The following is a 26,021-nucleotide window of genomic DNA, read 5'->3' as shown; positions in this document are numbered from 1 at the left end:
GTGCGGCATTTTTCAGCGGCGCGATAACCGCCGCCTATAACTTACCCAGCTTGGTGCGTAGACGTTTGATCGCCTGACTGTGCAACTGACTCACCCGTGACTCGCCAACCTCCAGGACAGCGCCAATCTCTTTGAGATTGAGCTCTTCCTGGTAATAGAGCGTCAACACCAGTTGTTCACGTTCCGGCAGTGCCTCAATGGCATCCATCACGCGCTGGCGTAAATTGCTTTCAAGAAGTTGTTGTAACGGGTTTTCCTGCTGATGTTCTTCAGTCACCAGCTCGACGCTATCGCCATGCTCTTCCCGCCACTCGTCATAGGAGAAGAGCTGGCTGTTATTGGTATCGAGCAACATCTGACGATACTCTTGCACAGGAATCGCCAGACGCTCCGCCACTTCAGTTTCCGTCGCGTTACGCCCTAATTCCTGTTCCAGTTGCCCCATCGCCTGCGCCACTTCGCGAGCATTGCGTCGGACGCTACGCGGCACCCAATCCCGGCTGCGTAGTTCATCCAGCATCGCTCCACGAATACGCTGCACTGCGTAAGTGGTAAATGCCGTTCCTTGCAGAGCATCATATCGGTCAACTGCATTTAATAACCCGATGCCGCCTGCCTGTAGCAGGTCGTCCAGTTCTACGCTCGCGGGCAAACGCACCTGAAGGCGCAATGCTTCGTGACGCACCAGCGGTACATAACGCTGCCACAGCGAGTGTTTATCCATTACACCTTCAGCGGTATACAGTGAATTCACGATAAACAGCCCTGCGTTAAATGAGTTATCGGCATGATTATCCGTTTCTGCAGGGGTTTTAATCGGATGAATAGTGGGTGAAATGAGGGGTTATTTAGGGGTTACGGGTAAATGACGGGCGTAAAAAACCCCGCCGAAGCGGGGTTTGCGCGAAAAGTGTGAATTAACGCAGCAGAGACAGAACGTTCTGCGGAACCTGGTTGGCCTGTGCCAGAACAGAGGTACCCGCCTGTTGCAGGATCTGCGCTTTGGACATGTTGGACACTTCGGTCGCGTAGTCAGCATCTTCGATACGGCTACGAGCAGAGGTCAGGTTGTTGACGGTGTTGCCCAGGTTGGTGATGGTAGAATCGAAACGGTTCTGTACCGCACCGAGGTCAGAACGCAGTGCGTCAACCTGTGCCAGCGCATTGTCAATGACAGCCAGCGGATCTTCAGTGCTGGTGCTGGCTTTCGCAACGTCTTCGTTAACCAGTTTAGCGCTACCGTTGGTGCCGGTAGTGATGTACATGGTTTTCTTGTTGGCACCTGCACCAGTGGTTACGTTGCCATCAACATCAACATCATAGGTAGCGCCGCTTGATTTCAGGGTGCTACCGGTTTTGGTTGCATTAGCGTTCTGCAGGTCAGTGACAGTCGCAGCTTTGTTCGCGGTCGTTGCAGCAGTAGTCAGAGTACCGTTCTGGCTTGCATACAGATCAACGTCAGTGCTGACTTTTGCCCCAGTGCCCGCAGCAGCGGTTGAAGAGTCGACGGTAAAGGTTACTGTTTTACCATCAACCTTAGCCGTATAACTACCGTTACCAAACTCTGGATCAGTGCCATCCGCGGTTTTGGTAAATTCCATACCGTCAAAACTGAATTTATCACCGACTTTCGCACTCGCCCCCAGCGCCGCCATGCTCGTTGCAGAACCGTTAGCCGTTGCAGTAGTGGTATAGGCAGCAGAAGCCGTATTCGGGGTGGTCGCTGTAGTCACCAGACTACCATCGGCCGCGCTGACATAAAGCGCATTACCACCAGAAGTGACATTCTGAGACTTAACGTCAACATTTACAGTTGCAGCAGCACCACCAACAGTAGCGCTGTAGTTATCAGTACCGGTCGCACCAAATTTGGAGATCAGGTCGCTGGCGGTCGCTTTCTGCGCGCCGTTCACGCGGAAGTCAGCCACACCCAGGCTCTGAGTATCGATTTTTTTCAGATCGATATCGATGGTTTCGCCGTCGTTTGCGCCAACCTGGATTTTCAGGGTGTTGTCCTGAGCCAGTACTTTCACGCCGTTGAACTGAGTCTGACCGGATACGCGATCGATTTCGCTCAGACGCTGGGTGATTTCGTTCTGGATGGAGGTCAGGTCGCTGTCGGAGTTAGTTCCGTTAGTTGCCTGAACAGTCAGTTCACGTACACGCTGCAGGTTGTTGTTGATTTCGTTCAGCGCGCCTTCGGTAGTCTGCGCAATGGAGATACCGTCGTTAGCGTTACGGGAAGCCTGAGTCAGACCTTTGATGTTAGAGGTGAAACGGTTAGCGATCGCCTGGCCAGCCGCATCGTCTTTCGCGCTGTTGATACGCAGACCGGAAGACAGACGCTCAATAGCGGAGCTCAGAGTAGACTGAGATTTGTTCAGGTTATTCTGGGTCAACAGCGACAGGCTGTTTGTATTAATGACTTGTGCCATGATCTTTTCCTTATCAATTACAACTTGATGTTTATTGGGCTGTTCTGTTGCCCACGGTTTCTTACCGTAACCCTTGTATCGGCACCTTAAATTCGAACTTTAGAAAATTTTTAATTTCTGCCCTCTTTTTTTTAGTCCACGAAATACCCTCTTTATTCACCATTATTCCGCGCATTATTTTCCTGAAACTATTATTAAACTTTGCCAACAGATTGCCGATAACGCGGTTAACTACTGTTTGCAATCACAAGGAATAAGGCATGGCTTCGATTTCATCACTGGGCGTCGGCTCAAATTTACCGCTGGATGCATTGTTGACGAACCTGACCACTGCAGAAAAAGGACGTTTAACGCCGATCACGCAACAGCAGAGCGCTAACACTGCGCGCCTGACGGCCTATGGCACGCTGAAAAGCGCGCTGGAAAAATTCCAGACAGCCAATACCACGCTGAATAATGCCGATCTGTTTAAGAGCACCACCGTGACCAGTAGCACCGAAGACCTGACCGCCACCACCACCGCAGGCGCAGCACCTGGCATCTATACCATCAGCGTCAATAAACTGGCGCAGGCACAATCGCTAAGTACCAATATTGATATCAGTTCAACAAAAGATGCGCTGGGCGATACCTCCGCAGAAAGCCGCACCCTCAAAATTGAACAAAAAGGCCGCAAAGAGCCGCTGGAAATTAAACTCACGAAAGACCAGACCTCGCTGGAAGGTATTCGTGACGCGATTAACGATGCCGACAGCGGTGTTTCCGCGAGCATCGTTAAAGTAAAAGAAGGCGATTATCAACTGGTGCTGACGTCCGACACCGGTACCGAGAATCAAATGACCGTTTCCGTGGAAGGCGACAGCAAGCTCAACGATTTGCTGGCCTACGACAGCACAACGGGCACCGGCAATATGAAACAGCTGGTCAGCGCGCAGAATGCGCAATTGACCGTTAACGGCATCGATATTGAACGCCCGAGCAACACCATTACCGATGCGCCGCAGGGCGTCACGCTCAATCTGACCAAAGAGGTGACTGACGCACGCCTTACCGTCACCAAAAGTAATGACAAAGCGACAGAAGCGATTAAAGGTTGGGTGGATGCGTACAACTCGCTGATGGATACCTTTACCTCCCTGACGAAATACACCGAAGTGGATCCGGGCGCGGAAACGCAGGATCAGAGCAACGGTGCGCTGATTGGCGACAGCGTGGTACGTACGATCCAGACCGGGATCCGCGCGCAGTTTACCAACAGCGGCAGCGACGGCCCGTTCAAAACCTTAAGTGAAATCGGCATTACCACTGACGGGACAACCGGCAAGCTGAAGATTGACGACGAGAAGCTGGATAAAGCGCTAAAAGAGAATACGACGGCAACGCGCCAGTTGCTGGTCGGTGACGGTAAAGAAACCGGTATTACCACCAAAATTGCCACCGAAGTGAAAGCCTACCTCGCCGATGATGGCATTATCGACAGCGCCGAGGACAGTATTAATGCGACATTGAAAAAGCTGACCAAACAGTATCTTGCAGTAAGCGCCAGTATCGACGACACCGTCGCCCGTTATAAGGCGCAGTTTACGCAGCTGGATACCATGATGAGCAAACTCAATGGCACAAGTAGCTACCTGAGCCAGCAGTTTTCTGCCATGAGCAGCTCCTGATAACACGAGGTAACCATGTATACCGCTAGCGGTACAAAAGCCTATGCACAAATCGGCGTGGAAAGCGCCGTAATGAGCGCCAGTCCGCATCAGCTGATCGAAATGTTGTTTGACGGCGCCAACAGCGCCCTGGTGCGTGCGCGCTTGTTTATGCAGCAGGGCGACACTGTTGCTAAAGGCCAGGCGTTAAGCAAAGCCATCAACATTATCGACAATGGACTTAAAGCCGGGTTGGATGAGGAGAACGGCGGCGACGTCGCCACCAATCTGTCGTCACTGTACGACTATATGATCCGCCGTTTGCTGCAAGCAAACTTACGTAATGACAGTCAGGCCATTGAAGAAGTGGAAGGGTTACTCGGCAATATTGCAGAAGCCTGGAAGCAGATCTCACCGAAAGTATCTTCCCAGGAGTCTCGTTAATGACCTTAGCCGTGGAGTTTATCAACCGTTGGCAGCGCATTGCGCTGCTCAGTCAATCGCTGCTGGAACTTGCGCAGCGGGGTGAATGGGATCTGTTACTGGAACAGGAAGTTTCCTATCTACAAAGCATTGAAACGGTTGTGGAAACACAAACTCCACCGGGGATTACGCGAAGTGTGCAGGAGCTGATTGCGGGCTATATCAAACAGACGCTGGATAACGAACAGCGTCTGAAAGTCCTGCTGCAACAGCGCCTGGATGAGCTGAGCAACCTGATTGGCCAGTCGACGCGCCAGCAATCACTCAACCATGCCTATGGTCGTCTCTCAGGCATGCTGCTGGTTCCCGACGCCCCTGCCGCGCCACAATAAAATCCCGCTTAGTATCAATTATCTTCCATACTCCAGAAGTCGGCTAAACGACTTCTGGAGCACGGAAGATGAAAAACCCCACGTTATTGCAGTACTTCCACTGGTATTACCCTGAGGGCGGCAAGCTGTGGCTTGAACTGGCCGAACGCGCGGGCGGACTCAACGATATCGGTATCAATATGGTCTGGCTGCCCCCGGCCTATAAAGGCGCTTCTGGCGGTTATTCCGTGGGTTATGACTCCTACGACATGTTCGATCTCGGTGAGTTTGATCAGAAAGGCACCATTGCCACCAAATACGGCGACAAAGCCCAGCTTTTGGGCGCGATTGATGCGCTCAAGCACAATGACATTGCCGTCCTGCTGGATGTGGTGGTCAACCACAAAATGGGGGCGGATGAGAAAGAAGCCATCCGCGTACAGCGCGTCAACGAGCAGGACCGCACGCAGATTGATGACGAGATCATCGAATGTGAAGGCTGGACGCGCTACACCTTCCCTGCCCGCGCCGGTCAGTATTCGCAGTTCATCTGGGACTTCAAATGTTTTAGCGGCATCGACCATATCGAAAACCCCACCGAAGACGGCATTTTTAAAATCGTCAACGACTACACCGGCGAAGGCTGGAACGACCAGGTCGATGACGAACTGGGTAACTTCGACTATCTGATGGGCGAAAATATCGACTTTCGCAATCACGCGGTAACAGAAGAGATCAAATACTGGGCGCGCTGGGTGATGGAACAAACCCATTGCGATGGCTTCCGCCTGGACGCCGTCAAACACATTCCCGCCTGGTTTTACAAAGAGTGGATCGAGCACGTCCAGGAAGTGGCGCCAAAACCGCTTTTTATCGTCGCGGAATACTGGTCGCATGAGGTGGACAAACTGCAAACCTATATCAACCAGGTTGACGGGAAAACCATGCTGTTCGACGCCCCTTTGCAGATGAAGTTTCACGAAGCGTCGCGTCAGGGGCGCGAGTACGACATGAGCCAGATTTTTACCGGAACGCTGGTCGAAGCCGATCCGTTTCATGCCGTGACGCTGGTCGCTAACCACGACACTCAGCCCTTACAGGCGCTGGAAGCCCCCGTCGAACCGTGGTTTAAGCCGCTGGCCTATGCGCTGATCCTGCTACGGGAAAACGGCGTACCGTCTGTTTTCTATCCCGACTTATACGGTGCCCACTATGAAGACGAGGGCGGCGACGGGGAAATTTACCCCATTGATATGCCGGTCATTGAACAACTCGATGAGCTGATTCTGGCCCGTCAGCGTTTCGCCCACGGCATCCAGACGCTCTGGTTTGATCACCCTAACTGTATCGCGTTCAGTCGTAGCGGAACCCAGGAAGACCCGGGATGTGTGGTGGTGCTCTCGAATGGCGACGACGGCGAGAAGACGATCACCTTAGGCGCGAATTACGGTAATAAAACCTGGCGTGATTTTCTTGGAAACCGCGAGGAAAGTGTGCTCACCGATGAAAACGGCGAAGCGACGTTTTACTGCAACGGGGGAAGCGTCAGCGTGTGGGTGATTGAAGAGGCCTTATAAAATACCACCCCGGCAGCACGATACCGCCGGGGTTTGCCTGTCAGGGCAACGGCGTCGCCAGTGGCGATTTTTGTAATTCCTCGGCGCACTCAGCGGTCGGACGATCCACGCGTTGCAGCGTCATGCCATCATACGTCAGCGTGCTCCCGGTACGTTCAATCGGATAGATCTCACGTTTGCTCGTCACGTTGGTTAGCTCGCCTGAAAACATTGTCAGTTTCCCCGGCACGGCAATCACACGCTGCCACTGGCGGCAATCCAGCGTATCGCCCTGTTTTGTCACCACCAGGCTGGCAATGGCTTCAGGGCTCATCATCTTGCGCTGCGGTCCCTTCGACTGCCAGTAGCCTTCCAGACCGGCTGGCGCTGGCGTCTTCACCACATCGTTATAATTTTCCACCTCGGCACACCCGGCAAGAACCAGTAGTGCACCAACGATTGCTAATTTTTTCATCATTCATCCTGCATGCGAAGAAAATGGGATTGTGGCATTAAAGCCCTGATGTCGCCAGCCTTTCTGGGTACACGCTGTACTTTGATCCCATCGGTATTACTTCTTTTTAGTCGTGGGAAAAAAATCTGTTCGGTGTACTATCCGCACTTCTTTATATTCCTTCTGAGTTCAGAGGCTAAAAAGTATGTCCTGGCACCACTTCAAACACACTTATCTGATTAAATTCTGGGCCCCGGCCCCTGCGGTCATCGCAGCAGGTATTCTCTCCACCTATTATTTCGGCATCACCGGCACCTTCTGGGCGGTGACGGGAGAATTTACCCGCTGGGGCGGTCAAGTCCTGCAACTGTTTGATGTTCACGCCGAAGAGTGGGGTTACTACAAAATCATTCATCTGGAAGGCTCTCCCCTGACCCGCATCGACGGCATGATGATCCTCGGCATGTTCGGCGGCTGTTTTGCCGCAGCGCTGTGGGCCAACAACGTCAAATTGCGCATGCCCCGCAGCCGTATTCGCATCATGCAAGCAATTATAGGCGGAATCATCGCCGGTTTCGGCGCCCGTCTGGCAATGGGCTGTAATCTGGCCGCCTTTTTCACGGGCATTCCGCAGTTTTCCCTCCATGCCTGGTTCTTTGCACTGGCTACGGCGATAGGCTCCTGGTTCGGCGCCCGCTTCACCCTGCTGCCCATTTTTCGTATCCCGGTGAAAATGCAGAAAGTCTCTGCGGCTTCTCCGTTGACGCAAAAGCCGGATCAGGCCCGTCGCCGCTTCCGTCTGGGCATGCTGGTTTTTATCGGGATGATCGGCTGGGCACTGCTGACGGCAATGGATAAACCGAAACTGGGGCTGGCGATGCTGTTCGGCGTCGGATTTGGTCTGCTGATTGAACGCGCACAAATCTGTTTCACTTCGGCGTTTCGCGATCTGTGGATCACCGGGCGTACCCATATGGCGAAAGCGATCATCTTCGGTATGGCGGTCAGCGCCATCGGCATCTTCAGCTACGTGCAGTTAGGCGTAGAGGCGAAGATCATGTGGGCGGGCCCGAACGCGGTCATCGGCGGCCTGCTGTTTGGCTTTGGCATCGTACTGGCGGGCGGTTGCGAAACCGGCTGGATGTACCGTGCGGTCGAAGGTCAGGTCCACTACTGGTGGGTCGGGTTAGGCAACGTGATAGGCTCCACCCTGCTGGCATATTACTGGGATGATTTCGCTCCCGCGCTGGCTACCAGCTGGGATAAAGTGAACTTGCTCAACACGTTTGGTCCGTTGGGCGGATTGTTGGTCACTTACCTGCTGCTGTTTGCCGCCCTGATGCTTATCATTGGCTGGGAAAAACGTTTCTTCCGTCGTGCCGGGCTGACGCCTGCTAAGGAATCTGTATGAAAGAGATCGTACCGGATTATCGCCTCGATATGGTCGGCGAACCGTGTCCTTATCCGGCGGTTGCCACGCTGGAAGCCATGCCGCAACTGAAAAAAGGGGAAATACTGGAAGTGGTCAGCGATTGCCCGCAATCCATTAATAACATTCCGTTAGATGCGCGCAACCACGGCTATACGGTGCTGGATATTCAGCAGGATGGCCCAACGATTCGTTATTTGATTCAGAAGTAACAACATTCTCCCGTTGCGCCGTGCAACGGGAGTCTCTCTATCACCCGTCAGCGTGCAGAACTCGCGCTGAGTTTCCCGGATTTTTTCAGCATGCGAACCCCTAAGCAGGCCAACAGCACGGCCAGCGCAAGCGCCCCTGAAATCATCCAGTCCTGCGGATCCGTGTTCAGCCCCCGGGCGCTCAGCGCCACCAGCATCAACAGGGTAATGCACAGCGTGCTGTATTCTTTCACGACCACCCGACGCCAGTGAAAAGAAAAGGTGCGCAATGTCTGAGGCAACCCTGTCAGACGTGGCAACAAGCGCGGCGTCCGGGCGCAATACTGCCGATATGTTTCACCGAAACGCCCCTCAAGGTAGCGTTCTTCCGCAGCAATAATACAGGTGTACGCCAGGAAGAGGACCGGCATCGTGATAGCTAGATACCACAGGTTATTGGCCATCACGCCAAATCCAATGATTAACAAAAGATTACCCAGGTACAATGGGTTGCGACAGTGCGCAAATAATCCGCTCTGCACCAGATTATCGGCATACACCTGGCGATTACGCCCCCCGCGCACAATGTAATCCAGCCCCACGGTCAGAATGCGTATTCCTTGCCCGGCCAACACAATCAGTCCCCCGAGAACCAGCATCGCGGTGGGTGCGTCAACGGCGCTCGTCTGCCCCAGAAACAGCGTTAAATATAAAAAAGGAAATAACGTGTTGCGGGTGCGAAATAGAAAATTACCAACCGATACCCTCATTTAATAGCCACCATTCCGCAGAAGTTATACCAGCGGAAAAATACCTCGACGCCACTAAACCCGGCGTCGTGCAGCATTTGTCGATTTTCAGCTTCAGTAAAGGGGATGAGGACATTTTCCAGCGCTTCGCGTTTCTGGCTAATTTCCAGTTCGCTGTAGCCGTGGCGACGTTTCATGTTGTAGTAATAATTGATGTACTGACGATTAAGCTCCGGTGATTCACAAACCACTTTTTCGACCAGAATTAATGCGCCACCTGAATTCATTCCCTGACAAATTGAGGAGAGCAGCATTTTGCGGTGCAGAGGACGGACAAACATCAACGTTAACAGCAGGGTCACCACGGAGGCGTTATTCAGCGCCGACATCTCTCTGAGGTCATGACAGAGAAAGCGCGCATCGCGGGACGATCCCAGCTGTTCGAATTTATCCCGGCATTTGTCCAGCATCTCTGGCGAGTTATCAATCCCGGTAAAGGAGACGCTGTTCGGCAGCAGATTGTCCAGCAACGCCAGCGTCGTGCCAGTCGCACATCCCAGGTCATACAGCTGAGTTCCCGGTACGGTATAGCTTGCCGCCATCTCCCCGGTCATCCGCTGGATCTCCTGATAAAATGGCACAGAACGATCGACCATATTGTCAAACACACCGGCTACCTGACCATCGAAGCAAAAATCACCGGCCGCTTTTTCTTCCGCAAACAAGTTATCCAAATTCATAGTTATTCCACTAAACAGAGGTGTACCCGCCCCGAAACAGACAGGGACGTAAATTCGTTTAGGATATGTTTAACGTGCTTATATTAAGATAACATTAGGAAGTGGGACTAAATCGAAAGTTCTAATTAATTTGATAATAATAAACTTTACTTTGGCATATTCCACAACATCATTAATACACGCCTCAAACTCGCCTTTATCATTTTGTCTCTTTAGTAGCAAAATCATGACCCTTCACTCCATATTGCTCATAAAAGAAACTTTACTTATTTTGATAGTATTTAACCAAAACATAATTTAAATGAATGCTTAATAATAAGAGCATACGTTGTGCGCAAAGAAAATTAATGCGGTGAATGCGAAATACCAAAATAGAGAATGGGTTTGCATGATATCAATGCAATCTGAAGAGGCGGAAGCGTCGGCGTCAGTCCATCAAGACCGAACGACGCTACCGTTATTGCGCTTAAAAACAATACCAATGTATAGCGTGTTGAAAATGCAGGCTTTACGCTACACCTGCATGGACATCACTTCCTGATATGCCGACACCAGTTTGTTACGCACCTGGATACCCATCTGCATAGAGACGGAGGCTTTTTGCATATCGGCCATCACATCGTTCAGCGCAATCCCTGGCTCACCCAGCGTGAATTTTTCTGCCTGCGCGCGAGCCGCAGTGGATGTATCACTGATACGATCCAACGCCGCATGTAACTGACCGGCAAAACTCACGGTCGGCTGTGGGAGGGCATCTTGCGCTTTCGCGGACATCGCCGTTGCCTGTAACTGGCTGATGACCCCTTCAATCCCCTGTATTGCTGACATTCTGTTCCCCTGGATGATTTTTTACGCAGCAGAGATTAACAGCTTGTCAATAAGATAAAGGCGCTAAATAACGATAAAAAACCTCGGTTTTTGAGGCATAGAAAAATTCGAAACCGCAAATAATGAGACCGTCAATTTTTCGAGTTTGCTGACCCGGGAGTGAGTCTTGTTCCACTTTGCAAAAAACGCCGTCCACGATCAGTCACGAGGTGCGAGATGAGTGCGACTGCATCGACTGCAACCCTACCTAAACCTCTCGAGTGGCTTAACCGTCTACGCGCGAATCCCAGAATCCCCCTGATTGTAGCGGGAGCTGCCGCTATTGCCATTGTGGTTGCGATGGTGCTGTGGGCAAAAGCGCCCGATTACCGCACGCTGTTCAGCAATCTGTCCGATCAGGATGGCGGCGCTATCGTCACGCAACTGACCCAGATGAACATCCCCTACCGTTTTACGGAAGGCAGCGGTGCGATTGAAGTTCCCGCCGATAAAGTGCATGAACTGCGTCTGCGCCTGGCTCAGCAAGGATTACCGAAAGGCGGTTCTGTCGGCTTCGAGCTGCTGGACCAGGAGAAGTTCGGTATCAGCCAGTTTAGCGAGCAGGTCAACTATCAGCGTGCTCTGGAGGGCGAACTGGCCCGAACCATCGAAACGCTGGGACCGGTGAAACACGCGCGCGTTCATCTTGCGATGCCTAAGCCATCGCTGTTTGTGCGCGAACAGAAATCCCCTTCGGCCTCTGTCACGGTGAATCTGGAGCCGGGACGCGCGCTGGATGAAGGGCAAATTAGCGCCGTGGTGCATCTGGTTTCCAGTGCCGTCGCTGGTCTGCCGCCAGGGAATGTCACGCTGGTCGATCAGGCGGGTCATCTGTTAACCCAGTCGAATACCAGCAGCCGCGATCTCAACGACGCACAGCTGAAATACGCCAGCGATGTGGAAGGCCGCGTGCAGCGCCGTATCGAATCGATCCTCGCGCCAATCGTCGGTAACGGCAACGTACATGCGCAGGTCACGGCGCAACTGGACTTCGCCAACAAAGAACAGACAGAAGAACAGTACCGTCCAAATGGCGATGATTCGCAAGCGGTGCTGCGTTCGCGCCAGCTTAACCTCAGTGAGCAGGTCGGTTCTGGGTATCCCGGCGGCGTTCCAGGCGCACTGTCTAATCAGCCGGCGCCAGCCAACTCAGGGCCGATCAGCACGCCGCCAGCCAATCCGCAAAATGGTCAAAACGCCCAGCAGACCAGCAATAGCAGCTCGGCGGGGCCGCGCAGTACGCAGCGTAATGAAACCAGCAACTATGAAGTAGACCGTACCATTCGCCACACAAAGATGAACGTCGGTGATGTCCAGCGTCTCTCTGTCGCGGTGGTGGTCAACTATAAAACGTTGCCCGACGGTAAGCCGTTACCGCTGACAGCCGATCAGATGAAACAGATTGAGGCGTTAACCCGTGAAGCGATGGGATTCTCCGACAAGCGCGGCGATACGCTGAATGTAGTGAACTCGCCGTTTAGCGCGACGGATGAAAACGCGGGTGAACTGCCATTCTGGAAACAGCAGGTCTTTATCGAACAACTGATCTCTGGCGGTCGCTGGCTGTTGGTGCTGTTGGTTGCCTGGATCCTGTGGCGTAAAGCGGTGCGTCCGCAACTGACCCGCCGTGCTGAAGAAGCGAAAGCGGCGCAGGAACAGGCGCAAGTTCGTCAGGAAACCGAAGAAGCGGTCGAGGTTCGCCTCAGCAAAGACGAGCAAACGCAGCAGCGTCGGGCGAATCAACGTCTGGGCGCCGAAGTGATGAGCCAGCGTATTCGCGAAATGTCAGACAACGATCCGCGCGTCGTGGCGCTGGTCATTCGCCAGTGGATGAATAACGATCATGAGTAATAACCTTTCCGGCACCGATAAAAGCGTCATTTTGCTGATGACCATTGGCGAGGATCGCGCGGCGGAGGTGTTCAAACACCTCTCCCAACGCGAGGTACAAACCCTGAGTGCGGCAATGGCGAATGTCCGCCAGATCTCCAACAAACAGCTGACGGACGTACTGGCGGAGTTTGAGCAGGAAGCCGAACAGTTTGCGGCGCTGAATATCAACGCTAATGAATACCTGCGTTCGGTGCTTGTAAAAGCGCTGGGCGAAGAACGTGCCGCCAGCCTGCTGGAAGATATTCTCGAAACCCGCGATACCGCCAGCGGCATTGAAACGCTCAACTTTATGGAACCACAGAGCGCCGCCGACCTCATCCGCGACGAACACCCACAAATTATCGCCACCATCCTGGTGCATCTCAAACGCGGCCAGGCGGCGGATATTCTGGCGTTGTTCGACGAACGCTTGCGCCACGATGTGATGCTGCGTATCGCCACCTTCGGCGGCGTACAGCCTGCGGCATTAGCGGAGCTGACGGAAGTACTGAACGGCCTGCTCGACGGTCAGAATCTCAAGCGCAGCAAAATGGGCGGCGTGAGAACGGCGGCAGAAATCATCAACCTGATGAAAACCCAGCAGGAAGAAGCGGTTATTACTGCGGTACGCGAATTCGACGGCGAACTGGCGCAGAAAATTATCGACGAAATGTTCCTGTTCGAAAATCTGGTGGATGTCGACGACCGCAGCATCCAGCGTTTGCTGCAGGAAGTGGATTCCGAGTCGTTGCTGATCGCCCTGAAAGGTGCGGAGCAGCCGCTGCGCGAGAAGTTCCTGCGCAATATGTCGCAACGTGCGGCAGACATCCTGCGCGACGACCTCGCCAACCGTGGTCCGGTACGCCTGTCTCAGGTCGAGAACGAACAAAAAGCGATTCTGCTGATTGTGCGCCGTCTGGCGGAAACCGGCGAGATGGTAATTGGCAGCGGCGAGGATACCTATGTCTAACGAACTGCCGTGGAAGATCTGGACCCCGGACGATCTCGCCCCGCCGCTTGCGGAATTTGTCCCTGCACAGCAGGACGACGATGCGCTCTCTGCTGATGTCGAGGACGAACCCGCGCTGAGCGCCGAACAGCAGCTCGAGCAACAGCTGGCGCAGTTGAAAATCCAGGCCCATGAGCAGGGTTACAATGCCGGTCTGGCGGAAGGTCGAACGTCCGGCCACCAGCAGGGATACCAGGAAGGTATGGCGCAGGGTCTGGAACAGGGCCAGGCGCAGGCGCGTTCCCAGCAGGCGCCGATTCACGCCCGTATGCAGCAACTGGTCAGCGAGTTTCAGAACACGCTGGATGCGCTGGACAGCGTTATTGCTTCACGCCTGATGCAGATGGCGCTGGAAGCGGCGCGTCAGGTGATTGGTCAGACGCCGGTGGTGGACAATGCCGCGTTGATTAAGCAGATCCAACAGCTGTTACAACAGGAGCCACTGTTCAGCGGCAAGCCGCAGTTGCGCGTCCATCCCGATGATTTACAACGCGTGGAAGAGATGCTCGGCGCGACCCTCAGTCTGCACGGCTGGCGTCTGCGCGGCGATCCCACCCTGCATCATGGCGGATGTAAAGTCTCCGCGGATGAAGGCGACCTTGACGCCAGCGTCGCCACGCGCTGGCAAGAACTCTGCCGTCTGGCAGCGCCCGGAGTCGTCTGATGACTACCCGCCTGACCCGCTGGCTGAACACGCTGGACAACTTCGAAGCCAAAATGACACAACTGCCTGCCGTGCGTCGCTACGGTCGGCTGACCCGCGCCACCGGACTGGTGCTGGAGGCAACAGGGCTGCAACTCCCGCTCGGCGCAACCTGCATTATTGAGCGTCAGGATGGGACTGAAACCAACGAAGTCGAGTGCGAAGTTGTCGGCTTTAACGGCCAGCGCCTGTTTTTAATGCCGCTGGAAGAGGTTGAAGGCATTCTGCCGGGGGCCCGCGTTTATGCCAGAAATGGTCACGGCGATGGGCTGCAAAGTGGCAAGCAATTGCCGCTGGGCCCAGCGCTGCTTGGACGCGTACTGGACGGTGCCGGTAAGCCGCTGGACGGCCTCCCCTCTCCGGAAACCACCGAAACGGGCGCGCTCATTACCCCACCGTTTAACCCACTCCAGCGTACAGCGATTGAGCATGTGCTGGACACCGGCGTGCGTCCGATCAACGCCCTGTTAACCGTTGGCCGCGGTCAACGTATGGGACTGTTTGCCGGTTCCGGGGTCGGGAAAAGCGTCCTGCTCGGCATGATGGCGCGCTATACCCGCGCAGACGTGATCGTCGTGGGTCTGATTGGCGAACGTGGCCGCGAAGTAAAAGATTTTATCGAAAATATTCTTGGCACCGACGGACGCGCACGCTCAGTGGTGATCGCCGCGCCTGCGGATGTGTCGCCGCTGCTGCGGATGCAAGGGGCGGCCTACGCCACCCGTATCGCAGAGGATTTTCGCGATCGCGGACAGCACGTGCTGCTGATTATGGATTCATTAACCCGCTATGCGATGGCGCAGCGTGAAATCGCGCTGGCGATCGGTGAACCGCCCGCGACGAAAGGCTACCCCCCTTCCGTCTTTGCCAAATTGCCCGCGCTGGTCGAACGTGCCGGGAACGGTATTCACGGCGGCGGCTCCATCACCGCGTTTTATACCGTGCTGACCGAAGGCGACGACCAGCAGGATCCGATTGCTGACTCCGCGCGCGCGATCCTTGATGGCCACATCGTGTTATCCCGTCGTCTTGCCGAGGCCGGGCACTATCCGGCTATTGATATTGAGGCGTCGATCAGTCGTGCAATGACTGCGCTCATTACCGAGAAACACTACGCGCGGGTACGCAATTTCAAACAGCTGCTGTCCAGCTTCCAGCGTAACCGCGATCTGGTCAGCGTTGGCGCCTATGCCAAAGGCAGCGATCCGATGCTGGATAAAGCCATTGCGTTGTGGCCCCAGCTCGAGGCGTTTCTGCAACAAGGTATTTTTGAACGGGCGGACTGGGAAGATTCCCTTCAGGCTCTGGATCTGATTTTCCCGACGGTGTGATAAAGCAGGAGGGTAAACGTCATGGCACAACACGGCGCACTGGCAACGCTGAAAGATTTGGCTGAAAAGGAGGTGGATGATGCCGCACTCCTGTTGGGTGAAATGCGGCGCGGATTTCAGCAGGCGGAAGAACAGCTGAAGATGCTGATCGATTATCAGCATGAATACCGCACCAACCTCAATACCGATATGGGACAAGGGATTGCCAGCAACCGTTGGATCAATTACCAGCAATTTATCCAGACCCTGGAAAAGGCCATAGAGCAGCATCGCCATCAACTCAACCAGTGGACGCAAAAAGTCGACGTTGCGTTGAATAGCTGGCGTGAAAAGCGACAGCGGCTACAGGCCTGGCAAACCTTACAAGACCGACAAACCGCGGCAGCCTTACTGGCTGAAAACCGCCTGGATCAGAAAAAGATGGATGAATTTGCTCAGCGTGCAGCCATGAGGAAACCTGAATGATCACATTGCCCCCACTGGTAACGACGGAGACAGACGTGACCGGCGGCTCAAAAGCCGGAACAACAGGCGACGCCGCGCAGGATTTCCTGGCGCTGCTGGCAGGCGCGTTAGGCGCGGACGACACGCCGGGGAAAGCGGTTCCGTTGTCGTTTGCCGACATACAAACTGCGGGTAACCCGCTGCAAAAAGGCCTGTTGTCTCAACATGGCGAGGTGTCTCCTGCCGAAAAACTGGCCGACCTGTTGGCGCGCCCGGATCTGGCAGCAGACGAAACCTTGACCACCTTGACCGACGCGCAGCAGTGGCTTTCCACGCTCACGCCGACGATGAAAAACAGCGCGCTGACGGCACTGAACAAATCCGCGCAAACGGACGAAAAAACACCGCACCTCAGCGACGAAGACCTCGCAAATCTGAGCGCCTTGTTTGCCATGCTGCCCGGGCAACAGATCGTAACGCCCGCCAACAGCGGCGCTGCGACCCAAAGCAGTACCTCGCTGACCACAGCGTTGCGTGGCGAGACGCGTCAGACAGCTCAGGAGCTCGCCTTTACGTTCCCCTCTGATGACGGGAAAAAAGGGAAGCCGGATACTGCAATCCACAGCGCTGGCGCAGAGACCGGTCAGCCTCAGCCGTTGACGCCGCTGGTCGCCGCAGCCACCGCTAAAGCCGATCTCGAAAGCAGTCCTTCCCCGGTGACGCCCGGCCTGGCAATGACGGCGGTCAGCAGTCCGGCAGCACAACCGCAGCCACTTCCGACGGTGGCCGCGCCGGTGCTCAGCGCGCCGTTAGGCAGCCATGAATGGCAGCAATCGCTTAGCCAGCACATTACGTTGTTCACCCGTCAGGGGCAGCAGAGTGCCGAACTGCGCCTGCACCCGGAAGATCTGGGTCAGGTGCAAATCTCGCTGAAGCTTGATGACAACCAGGCGCACTTGCAGATGGTGTCGGCGCATAGCCACGTCCGCGCCGCGCTGGAGGCGGCATTACCGGTCTTACGTACACAGCTGGCGGAAAGCGGGATCCAACTGGGTCAAAGCAGTATCAGTAGCGAAAGTTTTAGCGGGCAGCAGCAGGCACCGTCCCAGCAACAACAGACCGCCCGCTCTCAGGGGCAAGAGTCCCCGCTCGCCGACGATGACGGCAATCTGGCCGTGCCGGCCTCATTGCAGAACGCGTCCCGCGGCAATGGCGCGGTGGATATCTTCGCCTAACGCCAGAGGTAGCATGATTATCCGTGTCTTTTCCGCGCTTTGACGGGAACAGGACACGGGATAATCAGCCTATAAGCTGTACCGAAACAGGAAGCCCGTATCAGATGACTGACTCCGCGATGAACAGAAAGAGCAAACGCTCTATTTGGATCCCTTTGCTGGTGCTAATTACCCTCGCCGCCTGTGCGACTGCGGGTTATAGCTACTGGCGTATGCAGACGCATCCGTCTGTCAGCGCCAGTGCACAACCGGCTCCGCCAGCCGCCCCCGTGTTTTTCGCGCTGGATACGTTTACCGTCAATCTGGGCGATGCGGACCGCGTGCTGTATATCGGCGTGACGCTACGACTGAAAGATGAAGTGACCCGCTCGCGCCTCAGTGAATATCTGCCTGAAGTGCGCAGCCGTTTGCTGTTGCTGTTTTCCCGCCAGGATGCCTCCGCGCTCTCTACGGAAGACGGCAAACAAAAACTGATTGACGCCATTAAAGAGACGCTCTCTACTCCGCTCGTTGCTGGACAACCGAAACAGGAAGTCACCGACGTTCTTTATACAGCTTTTATTCTGCGGTAAAGACATGGGCGATAGTATTCTTTCTCAGGCTGAAATCGATGCGCTGCTCAACGGCGACAGCGATACCAAAGACGAACCGACGACGGGCATCGTAAGCGAAAACGATATTCGTCCCTATGATCCCAACACTCAGCGCCGCGTGGTACGTGAGCGTCTGCAAGCACTGGAGATCATTAACGAACGTTTCGCACGCCAGTTCCGTATGGGGCTGTTTAACCTGCTGCGGCGCAGCCCGGATATCACCGTTGGCGCTATCCGTATTCAGCCGTACCACGAATTTGCGCGCAACTTACCGGTGCCGACGAACCTGAACCTGATCCACCTGAAACCGCTACGCGGTACGGGTCTGGTGGTGTTCTCTCCGAGCCTGGTGTTTATTGCGGTGGATAACCTGTTCGGCGGCGACGGTCGTTTCCCGACCAAAGTTGAAGGTCGGGAATTTACGCACACCGAGCAGCGCGTTATTAACCGTATGCTGAAACTGGCGCTGGAAGGCTATAGCGACGCCTGGAAAGCCATTAATCCACTGGAAGTGGAGTATGTGCGCTCCGAGATGCAGGTGAAATTTACCAATATCACCACCTCTCCGAACGACATTGTGGTCAATACCCCTTTCCACGTTGAGATTGGCAACCTGACCGGCGAGTTCAATATCTGTCTCCCCTTCAGCATGATTGAACCGCTGCGGGAACTGCTGGTTAACCCACCGCTGGAAAACTCACGCCATGAGGATCAGAACTGGCGCGACAATCTGGTGCGTCAGGTTCAGCACTCAGAACTGGAGCTGGTAGCAAACTTTGCCGACGTTCCGCTGCGTCTTTCCCAGATATTGAAACTCAAACCCGGCGACGTACTGCCGATTGAAAAACCCGACCGCATTATTGCTCATGTGGACGGCGTACCTGTGCTGACCAGTCAGTATGGCACCGTGAACGGTCAGTATGCGTTACGTGTAGAACATCTGATCAACCCGATTTTGAATTCGCTGAATGAGGAACAGCCCAAATGAGTGACATGAATAATCCGTCCGATGACAACAATGGCGCATTGGACGATCTGTGGGCTGACGCGTTAAACGAGCAAAAAACACCGACAGGCAAAAGCGCGGCCGATGCCGTGTTCCAGCAACTGGGCGGCGGCGATGTGAGCGGCACATTGCAGGATATCGACCTGATCATGGATATTCCGGTCAAACTGACGGTTGAACTGGGCCGTACCCGCATGACGATCAAAGAGCTGCTGCGTCTGACGCAAGGCTCCGTTGTCGCACTTGACGGTTTGGCCGGAGAGCCGCTGGATATTCTGATCAACGGCTATCTGATCGCGCAAGGTGAAGTCGTGGTGGTCGCCGACAAATACGGTGTACGCATCACTGACATCATTACGCCGTCCGAGCGTATGCGTCGTCTGAGCCGTTAATCATGAAAACCCAGGCCATTGTCTCACAACCTGCGGCCGTTCCCGGTTCGCCGCTCGCTCAGGTTAGCGGCGCATTGCTGGGGATTATTGTGCTGATACTGGCCGCCGCCTGGGTGATTAAACGCCTGGGGTTCGCGCCCAGGGGAAACAAGGCCCGTGGGCTCAACGTGTCTGCCAGCGCCTCGCTCGGCCCACGTGAACGGGTGGTGATTGTGGAGGTTGACGATGCGCGTTTGGTACTTGGCGTCACGGCGTCCTCTGTCAATTTACTCCACACCCTGCCTGCCGCCGCAGGGAGTGCAGACGAAACACCGGCCTCTCCTGCTGATTTTCAGGCCATGATGAAGAACTTGCTAAAGCGTCCCGGGAGATCCTGATGCGTCGTTTGTTATCCCTCACGCTCATGGGTGTATGGCTTTTCTCTCCCGCCGCGCTTGCTCAGTTACCGGGACTGGTCAGTCAGCCATTACCCGGCGGCGGACAAAGCTGGACGCTTCCCGTGCAAACGCTGGTGTTCATCACCTCGCTGACCTTCCTGCCCGCGATCCTGCTGATGATGACCAGTTTTACCCGCATCATCATTGTTTTTGGCCTGCTGCGTAACGCGCTGGGAACACCGTCTGCGCCGCCAAACCAGGTATTGCTAGGACTGGCGCTGTTCTTAACGTTTTTCATCATGTCGCCGGTGATTGATAAAATCTACGTCGATGCGTATCAGCCGTTCAGCGAAGAGAAGATTTCCATGCAGGAGGCGTTGGAGAAAGGCGCGCAGCCGCTGCGCGAATTTATGCTACGCCAGACCCGCGAGGCTGACCTGGCGCTGTTTGCGCGTCTGGCGAATAGCGGGCCGCTGCAGGGGCCGGAAGCGGTTCCGATGCGCATCCTGCTCCCGGCTTATGTGACCAGCGAGCTGAAAACTGCATTCCAGATCGGCTTTACCATATTCATTCCTTTTTTGATCATCGATCTGGTGATCGCCAGCGTGTTGATGGCGCTCGGGATGATGATGGTTCCCCCTGCCACCATTGCGTTGCCGTTCAAGCTGATGCTTTTTGTCCTGGTTGACGGCTGGCAGCTGCTGGTTGGCTCTCTCGCACAAAGCTTTTACAGCTAGGGGACGAAATGACGCCTGAATCGGTCATGATGATGGGCACCGAGGCGATGAAAGTCGCTCTCGCGCTTGCCGCCCCCCTCCTGCTTGTCGCTCTGGTCACGGGTCTGATTATCAGCATTTTGCAGGCGGCAACCCAGATCAACGAAATGACGCTGTCTTTCATTCCGAAAATAGTGGCGGTATTTATTGCCATTATCGTTGCCGGTCCGTGGATGCTTAACCTGTTGCTGGATTACGTGCGGACGTTATTCAACAATTTACCCTACATCATCGGGTAACACGCGCGATGTTGCAGGTAACGAGCGAACAGTGGCTATACTGGCTTAATCTGTATTTCTGGCCGCTGCTGCGCGTGCTGGCGCTCATTTCGACGGCACCGATACTCAGTGAGCGCGCGGTACCTAAACGGGTAAAGCTGGGACTGGGGATGATGATCACCTTTGTGATTGCCCCTTCGCTTCCCGCCACCGAGGTGCCAATTTTCTCCGCCAGCGCATTGTGGCTGGCAATGCAGCAAATCATGGTAGGCATAGCTCTGGGATTTACCATGCAATTTGCCTTTGCCGCCGTGCGTACCGCCGGTGAACTGATGGGATTACAGATGGGGCTTTCTTTCGCCACCTTTGTTGACCCTGCCAGCCACCTCAATATGCCCGTGCTTGCACGAATCATCGACATGCTCGCGATGCTGCTTTTCCTGACCTTTAACGGGCATTTATGGCTGATTTCGCTGCTGGTCGATACTTTTCATACCCTTCCTGTCGGCGACAACCCGGTTAACAGTAATGCGTTTCTGGCGCTCGCCCGGGCAGGCGGCATGATCTTCATCAACGGGCTTATGCTGGCCTTGCCGGTTATCACCGTGCTATTGACGCTCAACCTGGCGCTGGGGCTGTTAAATCGTATGGCGCCGCAGTTGTCGATCTTTGTGATTGGTTTCCCATTAACATTAACCATCGGTATTTCGTTAATGGCTGCCCTCATGCCATTAATTGCGCCTTTTTGCGAACACTTATTCGGCGAAGTTTTCAATTTATTGGCTGATGTGGTGAGCGAACTTCCGCGAAATAAATAACCCACAGTATTTATCCTGTTTTGCTAAGGATTATCCGAAATTTAAATTTCGAAAACATCTACCAGGATATATCTGCCGCCTGTTATTTGTTTTTACCTCACTCACATAACGCAACATTTACTTTACTTTAAGATAATTCCAGGCAAATTATACGTAACTTTACGGGATAGTAAGTCCGCCTGAAAAATCGCAGAACTGTCATATTGAACCACTATTATTGTTCAGTTGGGTTACTAAAAGATATTCAGGTAAGGGGAATTATCGTTACGCATTGAGTGAGGGTATGCCATGTCAACGATTATTATGGATCTATGCAGTTACACCCGGCTAGGGTTAACCGGGTATCTGGTAAGCAGAGGGGTGAAGAAAAGGGAAATCAACGACATTGAAACCGTTGACGAACTCGCCATCGCTTGTGATTCACACCAGCCATCTGTGGTGTTTATTAATGAGGACTGTTTTATCCATGATCCATCTAACAGTCAGCAAATAAAGCAAATCATTAATCAACATCCCAATACGTTATTTATCGTTTTTATGGCAATTGCCAATGTGCATTTCGATGAGTATTTGGTAGTCAGAAAAAATTTATTGATCAGTTCTAAATCAATCAAGCCAGATTCACTGGATGATATCCTTGGCGATATTCTTAAAAAAGAGACAGATATTTCCGAAGGTGTTAATTTACCGACGTTATCTTTAAGCCGGACTGAATCCAGTATGTTACGCATGTGGATGGCCGGTCAGGGAACCATTCAGATTTCAGATCAAATGAATATCAAAGCGAAGACCGTGTCATCCCATAAGGGGAATATTAAACGAAAGATAAAAACGCATAATAAGCAGGTTATCTATCACGTGGTACGTCTGACAGATAATGTCACAAACGGTATTTTTGTTAACATGCGCTGAAGCATCCGGACTGGTGGGGTTGCCACCAGTCCGGGTAAAACGTGCTGACGTTACGCGTTACTCTGCTTTTTCCACAAAGATGCCATCCTGATGGCCCGATTCATTAAAGAACCAGATACCGAGCGGGTAGTCTTCCAGCGAAACCAGGTACATTGTGCCTTCACTAAACTCTTCTACCGCCAGTACCACGCCAGGCCGGCGAGGACCGCCGTCCGTTTTGACTGTCACCCGATCATTCACCTTCATCGTAATCCTCCTGTGGCTTTGTGCCAGTGTAGAACAATTTCGTTTTACTGGCAGTGTCTGCTCCGCGCGATTGCTGGTTTTCTCTACGGTCTATACTTATAAGTGCCACGGTTGAATGAGGTATCGAAGATGAAAACCGCGAAAGAGTTCAGCGATATGGCCAATCGCGATGTCAGTATCGATGTTGACGCCCTGCTGGCGGCAATTAATGAAATCAGCGAGAGCGAAATTCATCGAAGCGAGAACGACCCTGATAGAGCCAGCGTCGATGGCCGTGATGACCATACATGGCATGAATTAGCCGACGCTTTCGAGCTCGATATTCATGACTTCAGCGTAACGGAAGTCAATCGCTGACTTTAGGCGAAAAAAATCCCGGTCCTGAGGACCGGGATCAAGCTTGCTTATGCAAGAAGCACTTGAAAATTCGTTACACCAGGAAATCTGATGTGCTCCAAACCTTATCTGCAATTTTTTTGCAAGACAAGCAAATATTTTTATCATGAATGATTATTCTTATTAATGATTGTGGCTGAATTGAGAAATCCCCTACGTACCGTCAGGGTATGCCGGGAGCGTTCCCTGTCTGGTAGTCTCTACAAAGGTATTGAGTTTTAAGATTTATCCTGGTTGTAAGGCTGTGGTCTTACAGGTGTCGAGGTATAAAAATGCTATCACTCCATAATCCCCTGCTGATTTTTACCGATCTGGATGGCACCTTACTGGATAGTCATACTTATGAATGGCAGCCTGCAGCGGACTGGCTGACCGCCCTGCGCGAACATCATATTCCGGTGATCCTGTGTAGCAGCAAAACCGCCGCAGAGATGCTGTATCTCCAAAAAACGCTCGACCTGCAAGGGTTACCGTTCATCGCGGAAAATGGTGCCGTCATTCAGTTAGACACCCACTGGCAGAGCCACCCTGATTATCCTCGTCAAATCGCCGGCACATCCCACGCAGACATCAGCATGGTGCTGAACAAACTTCGCGACAAAGGACGCTATAAATTTACGACATTCGACGATGTTGATGAGCTGGTCATTGCCGAATGGACCGGACTTAGCCGCACCCAGTCAGCGCTGACGCGTCTGCATGAAGCTTCAGTTTCGCTTATCTGGCGTGACAGTGACGAACGAATGGCGCAGTTTGCCGCAAAGCTCAACGAGCTTGGCCTGCAATTTCTTCACGGCGCGCGCTTTTGGCATGTACTGGACACGTCCGTTGGCAAAGATCTGGCGGCAAACTGGCTGACAGGTGAGTATCAGCGGCAATGGAAGAAACACCCTATCACCCTGGGTCTGGGAGATGGGCCGAATGATGCCCCGCTTCTGGATGTTATGGACTATGCGGTGATCGTGAAAGGGCTAAACCGCGAAGGCGTCAGGTTAAAGGCGGATACCCCGCAACGGGTATACCATACGCAACAGGAAGGCCCGGAGGGCTGGCGCGAAGGGATGGATTATTTCATCGCCATGCTCTGATCGGCATCACTGGCGCACACGCGGTTACGTCCGGTCTGTTTGGCCCAGTAAAGCCGCTGGTCTGCCAGCGACTGTAGCTGTTCAATGTCATAATCGCCCGTTTCCTGCGAACTGCTGACGCCAAACGAGGCGCTAATCCAGATAGTGGTGCTGTTCGCGACCAGGATCTCTTTGCCATTGATCCGACGGCGAATACGCTCCGCAATCCGCTCAGCCTGGGAGAGTGTTGCCCCCGGCAGAATAATGCAGAACTCCTCACCACCGACACGCCCGGCAAGATCATGTGCGCGCAGCGTTCCGCTGATTAATCCTGCCGCGTGTGAAAGCACCCGATCGCCAGCCTGATGCCCAAAACGGTCATTCACACTCTTGAAGTGATCCAGATCGAGCTGAATCACCGAGAAAGGCTGTCTCCCCTCCAGGCTGCGTTTAGCCTGGATGCGCGCCTTTTCAAACAGTCCACCCCGGTTATACAGCCGGGTCAGGGTGTCATGCCAGGCCTGCCATTGCAGCGAGTTTTGCATCACAAACATGTTGCTGACCATATGCCGGATAACACCCCACGAAATCAGTAACATGCCCGTAAAAAGCACCCACAACAGGCCCAATGCGATACTGATACTACCAAAGTCCCCTCTCAGCCCTTCCTTTAAGGTATGCACACGCACCAGCACGCCATCGAAATTGTCCAGTCGTTCCCAACTGATGTAGCGACTTCCTACATGCTTACCGCCTACGGTGTCTTTCGCAATGTCTTCGACGAGCATGGCTTGTTCACGCTCATCAAACACATTGACCTTGCGCTTCTCGGAGGTTGAGGTGGTCAGCAAACGGAGTTGGCTGTCGTAGAGTTGGTACTCACCTTCCACGTCTTTTACGATGGCGTCTTCCAGAAAACGCTTTATGGATAAAACAGGGATGTCCATGGCCAGCACGCCATACCAGTAGTTTTCATGATCCAACGGCACACTGACCGTGACCATTTGCTGCCCTTCACGGGCCGGGTTCGCCGGGGACGTAAACCAGCGGACGCCGCGCTGCGGATTCAGTCGTTGCGTCTGCTGTTTAAACCACGGCTGAGTCACATAGTCATAATAGCGGGTAAGAATATCCGCGCCGTGCGTGGTGGGTTGTGTTGCCACATAGAATCCAGAGCGCGAGACATACATCGCCTGATGTGCCATTGGGGCAGTTGAATGGGCCAGACGCATCAGATAACCGGCCTCTAGTGCGGCCGTCAGCTCATTCGCCAGATTCGCGTTATCACGGGTGAGCAGAATGCCCTGCTCGACAAGCGCATCAGAAACGCCATTAAGTGACAGGGTGCGACGACGGTCGAGCTCTAACTGCCAGAAACGCTGCTTTCGCAGTTGCTCAAATTGGGTAACGGCGCCATGTAATATCGCAAAATCGAGCGGCGTAAGCAGCGCGTCATGCATACCGTTTCGCAAAAAAATCAGTTTATCGACATTGAATTGCAGTTGTCGGTCCAGGACGTTCGCGACGCTATCCAGGTGATTTTGCTGGCTGGAAATATAGGCGTCTTCAAGTACAACGACTTCACGCCAGGTGAGCAAGGTAGAGAAGATCATCACCGCCACAAAACAGAGATTTACGACGTGTCCTGGCCTGAAACGTCGAAGGGACCTTTTCAGCCAGCTCCTGCTTTCCATCGTTGTCTCGTGCGGCACTCTGACGACTCCCTGGTAGTTGAATGTCCTTATCCTGACATAACCCGGCCGCC

29 protein-coding genes and 1 pseudogene are annotated in these 26,021 nt (G+C 53.8%); 22 read left to right on the top strand and 8 right to left on the bottom strand.

The features are described from left to right. Window positions 1–34: 34 nt before the first annotated feature. Window positions 35–754, bottom strand: coding sequence for an RNA polymerase sigma factor FliA (locus JM656_RS08905; protein WP_192612575.1), 720 nt, complete (start codon window positions 752–754; stop codon window positions 35–37). A 163-nt stretch (window positions 755–917) separates the two neighbouring features. After that, window positions 918–2,435 (bottom strand): flagellin, encoded by a 1,518-nt coding sequence (locus JM656_RS08900; RefSeq protein WP_203360845.1) that lies wholly within the window; start codon window positions 2,433–2,435, stop codon window positions 918–920. A 260-nt stretch (window positions 2,436–2,695) separates the two neighbouring features. Between JM656_RS08900 and fliD the strand changes: the two genes are divergently transcribed. From fliD to amyA, 4 genes are all read left to right on the top strand, one after another. Further along, a complete protein-coding gene (gene fliD / locus JM656_RS08895) occupies window positions 2,696–4,102 on the top strand; it encodes a flagellar filament capping protein FliD (protein ID WP_203360844.1) in 1,407 nt (468 codons plus the stop codon). Between the two features lie 15 nt (window positions 4,103–4,117). Then, on the top strand, window positions 4,118–4,525 hold the full coding sequence (fliS, locus tag JM656_RS08890; RefSeq protein WP_192612578.1) for a flagellar export chaperone FliS: 408 nt from the start codon (window positions 4,118–4,120) through the stop codon (window positions 4,523–4,525). Continuing rightward, entirely contained in the window at window positions 4,525–4,896 is a 372-nt protein-coding gene (gene fliT, locus JM656_RS08885) for a flagella biosynthesis regulatory protein FliT (protein WP_203360843.1), read from the top strand. The genes fliS and fliT overlap by 1 nt, the downstream gene beginning before the upstream one ends. A gap of 68 nt (window positions 4,897–4,964) precedes the next feature. Continuing rightward, the gene (gene amyA / locus JM656_RS08880; RefSeq protein ID WP_203360842.1) at window positions 4,965–6,452 is read left to right on the top strand and encodes an alpha-amylase; all 1,488 of its coding nucleotides are present in this window, start codon (window positions 4,965–4,967) and stop codon (window positions 6,450–6,452) included. Window positions 6,453–6,492: 40 nt separating this feature from the next. Here amyA and yedD read toward each other — a convergent pair whose 3' ends face one another. After that, window positions 6,493–6,906 carry a lipoprotein YedD gene (yedD, locus tag JM656_RS08875; protein ID WP_203361253.1) on the bottom strand — a complete coding sequence of 138 codons (414 nt, stop codon included), beginning with the start codon at window positions 6,904–6,906 and terminating at the stop codon, window positions 6,493–6,495. Between the two features lie 184 nt (window positions 6,907–7,090). Here yedD and yedE point away from each other — a divergent pair, with 184 nt between their 5' ends. Together yedE and yedF are read left to right on the top strand one after the other, a co-directional pair. Then, window positions 7,091–8,296, top strand: coding sequence for a selenium metabolism membrane protein YedE/FdhT (gene yedE, locus JM656_RS08870; RefSeq protein ID WP_203360841.1), 1,206 nt, complete (start codon window positions 7,091–7,093; stop codon window positions 8,294–8,296). Continuing rightward, window positions 8,293–8,526, top strand: a complete 234-nt coding sequence (gene yedF, locus JM656_RS08865; RefSeq protein ID WP_203360840.1) for a sulfurtransferase-like selenium metabolism protein YedF — start codon at window positions 8,293–8,295, stop codon at window positions 8,524–8,526. The genes yedE and yedF overlap by 4 nt, the downstream gene beginning before the upstream one ends. Before the next feature lie 47 nt (window positions 8,527–8,573). Here yedF and JM656_RS08860 read toward each other — a convergent pair whose 3' ends face one another. The 3 genes from JM656_RS08860 to fliE all read right to left on the bottom strand — a co-directional run bounded on the left by JM656_RS08860 (window position 8,574) and on the right by fliE (window position 10,822). After that, a complete protein-coding gene (locus JM656_RS08860) occupies window positions 8,574–9,275 on the bottom strand; it encodes an isoprenylcysteine carboxylmethyltransferase family protein (protein ID WP_203360839.1) in 702 nt (233 codons plus the stop codon). After that, a complete protein-coding gene (gene cmoA, locus JM656_RS08855; RefSeq protein ID WP_203360838.1) occupies window positions 9,272–9,994 on the bottom strand; it encodes a carboxy-S-adenosyl-L-methionine synthase CmoA in 723 nt (240 codons plus the stop codon). The genes JM656_RS08860 and cmoA overlap by 4 nt, the downstream gene beginning before the upstream one ends. Window positions 9,995–10,507: 513 nt before the next feature. Next, window positions 10,508–10,822, bottom strand: a complete 315-nt coding sequence (gene fliE, locus JM656_RS08850; protein ID WP_203360837.1) for a flagellar hook-basal body complex protein FliE — start codon at window positions 10,820–10,822, stop codon at window positions 10,508–10,510. 216 nt (window positions 10,823–11,038) lie between these two features. On the opposite strand from fliE, the gene fliF reads away from it, so the two are divergent. The 14 genes and pseudogenes from fliF (at window position 11,039) to rcsA (ending at window position 22,547) form a co-directional block, all read left to right on the top strand. Then, window positions 11,039–12,712, top strand: a complete 1,674-nt coding sequence (fliF, locus tag JM656_RS08845; protein ID WP_203360836.1) for a flagellar basal-body MS-ring/collar protein FliF — start codon at window positions 11,039–11,041, stop codon at window positions 12,710–12,712. Next, on the top strand, window positions 12,705–13,703 hold the full coding sequence (gene fliG / locus JM656_RS08840) for a flagellar motor switch protein FliG (RefSeq protein ID WP_203360835.1): 999 nt from the start codon (window positions 12,705–12,707) through the stop codon (window positions 13,701–13,703). Before fliF ends, fliG begins: the two co-directional genes overlap by 8 nt. Next, entirely contained in the window at window positions 13,696–14,406 is a 711-nt protein-coding gene (gene fliH, locus JM656_RS08835) for a flagellar assembly protein FliH (protein ID WP_203360834.1), read from the top strand. Before fliG ends, fliH begins: the two co-directional genes overlap by 8 nt. Beyond that, a complete protein-coding gene (gene fliI, locus JM656_RS08830) occupies window positions 14,406–15,776 on the top strand; it encodes a flagellar protein export ATPase FliI (protein ID WP_192612590.1) in 1,371 nt (456 codons plus the stop codon). Before fliH ends, fliI begins: the two co-directional genes overlap by 1 nt. Before the next feature lie 21 nt (window positions 15,777–15,797). After that, window positions 15,798–16,241 (top strand): flagellar export protein FliJ, encoded by a 444-nt coding sequence (gene fliJ, locus JM656_RS08825; RefSeq protein ID WP_192612591.1) that lies wholly within the window; start codon window positions 15,798–15,800, stop codon window positions 16,239–16,241. Beyond that, window positions 16,238–17,455 (top strand): flagellar hook length control protein FliK, encoded by a 1,218-nt coding sequence (gene fliK / locus JM656_RS08820; protein WP_203360833.1) that lies wholly within the window; start codon window positions 16,238–16,240, stop codon window positions 17,453–17,455. The genes fliJ and fliK overlap by 4 nt, the downstream gene beginning before the upstream one ends. Before the next feature lie 104 nt (window positions 17,456–17,559). Continuing rightward, window positions 17,560–18,027 (top strand): flagellar basal body-associated protein FliL, encoded by a 468-nt coding sequence (gene fliL, locus JM656_RS08815; protein ID WP_203360832.1) that lies wholly within the window; start codon window positions 17,560–17,562, stop codon window positions 18,025–18,027. Between the two features lie 4 nt (window positions 18,028–18,031). Next, a complete protein-coding gene (fliM, locus tag JM656_RS08810; protein WP_203360831.1) occupies window positions 18,032–19,036 on the top strand; it encodes a flagellar motor switch protein FliM in 1,005 nt (334 codons plus the stop codon). Further along, window positions 19,033–19,446, top strand: coding sequence for a flagellar motor switch protein FliN (gene fliN, locus JM656_RS08805; RefSeq protein ID WP_192612595.1), 414 nt, complete (start codon window positions 19,033–19,035; stop codon window positions 19,444–19,446). Before fliM ends, fliN begins: the two co-directional genes overlap by 4 nt. Next, window positions 19,446–19,823 (top strand): flagellar biosynthetic protein FliO, encoded by a 378-nt coding sequence (fliO, locus tag JM656_RS08800; protein ID WP_203361252.1) that lies wholly within the window; start codon window positions 19,446–19,448, stop codon window positions 19,821–19,823. The genes fliN and fliO overlap by 1 nt, the downstream gene beginning before the upstream one ends. After that, window positions 19,823–20,560, top strand: coding sequence for a flagellar type III secretion system pore protein FliP (gene fliP, locus JM656_RS08795; protein ID WP_203360830.1), 738 nt, complete (start codon window positions 19,823–19,825; stop codon window positions 20,558–20,560). The genes fliO and fliP overlap by 1 nt, the downstream gene beginning before the upstream one ends. An 8-nt stretch (window positions 20,561–20,568) precedes the next feature. Further along, entirely contained in the window at window positions 20,569–20,838 is a 270-nt protein-coding gene (gene fliQ, locus JM656_RS08790; protein WP_162383191.1) for a flagellar biosynthesis protein FliQ, read from the top strand. 8 nt (window positions 20,839–20,846) lie between these two features. After that, window positions 20,847–21,623: pseudogene (gene fliR, locus JM656_RS08785) on the top strand (flagellar biosynthetic protein FliR); the annotation flags it as partial. Window positions 21,624–21,923: 300 nt separating this feature from the next. Beyond that, window positions 21,924–22,547: a transcriptional regulator RcsA gene (gene rcsA / locus JM656_RS08780; RefSeq protein ID WP_203360828.1), complete on the top strand. Its 624-nt coding sequence runs from the start codon at window positions 21,924–21,926 to the stop codon at window positions 22,545–22,547. Between the two features lie 57 nt (window positions 22,548–22,604). Here the strand turns inward: rcsA and dsrB are convergent, their stop codons facing one another. Then, the gene (gene dsrB / locus JM656_RS08775; protein ID WP_176167543.1) at window positions 22,605–22,793 is read right to left on the bottom strand and encodes a protein DsrB; all 189 of its coding nucleotides are present in this window, start codon (window positions 22,791–22,793) and stop codon (window positions 22,605–22,607) included. Window positions 22,794–22,922: 129 nt separating this feature from the next. Here dsrB and yodD point away from each other — a divergent pair, with 129 nt between their 5' ends. Both yodD and JM656_RS08765 read left to right on the top strand, forming a co-directional pair. After that, window positions 22,923–23,150: a YodD family peroxide/acid resistance protein gene (gene yodD / locus JM656_RS08770; RefSeq protein WP_203360827.1), complete on the top strand. Its 228-nt coding sequence runs from the start codon at window positions 22,923–22,925 to the stop codon at window positions 23,148–23,150. 311 nt (window positions 23,151–23,461) lie between these two features. Next, on the top strand, window positions 23,462–24,277 hold the full coding sequence (locus JM656_RS08765) for a mannosyl-3-phosphoglycerate phosphatase-related protein (RefSeq protein ID WP_203360826.1): 816 nt from the start codon (window positions 23,462–23,464) through the stop codon (window positions 24,275–24,277). Here JM656_RS08765 and dgcQ read toward each other — a convergent pair. Further along, window positions 24,256–25,968, bottom strand: coding sequence for a cellulose biosynthesis regulator diguanylate cyclase DgcQ (dgcQ, locus tag JM656_RS08760; protein ID WP_203360825.1), 1,713 nt, complete (start codon window positions 25,966–25,968; stop codon window positions 24,256–24,258). The genes JM656_RS08765 and dgcQ overlap by 22 nt on opposite strands. Window positions 25,969–26,021 lie beyond the last annotated feature (53 nt).

This window comes from Citrobacter sp. R56, from assembly GCF_016811995.1.
Classification (GTDB): Bacteria; Pseudomonadota; Gammaproteobacteria; order Enterobacterales; family Enterobacteriaceae; genus Citrobacter_D; species Citrobacter_D enshiensis.
This window is presented reverse-complemented; position numbering and strand designations above follow the sequence as displayed.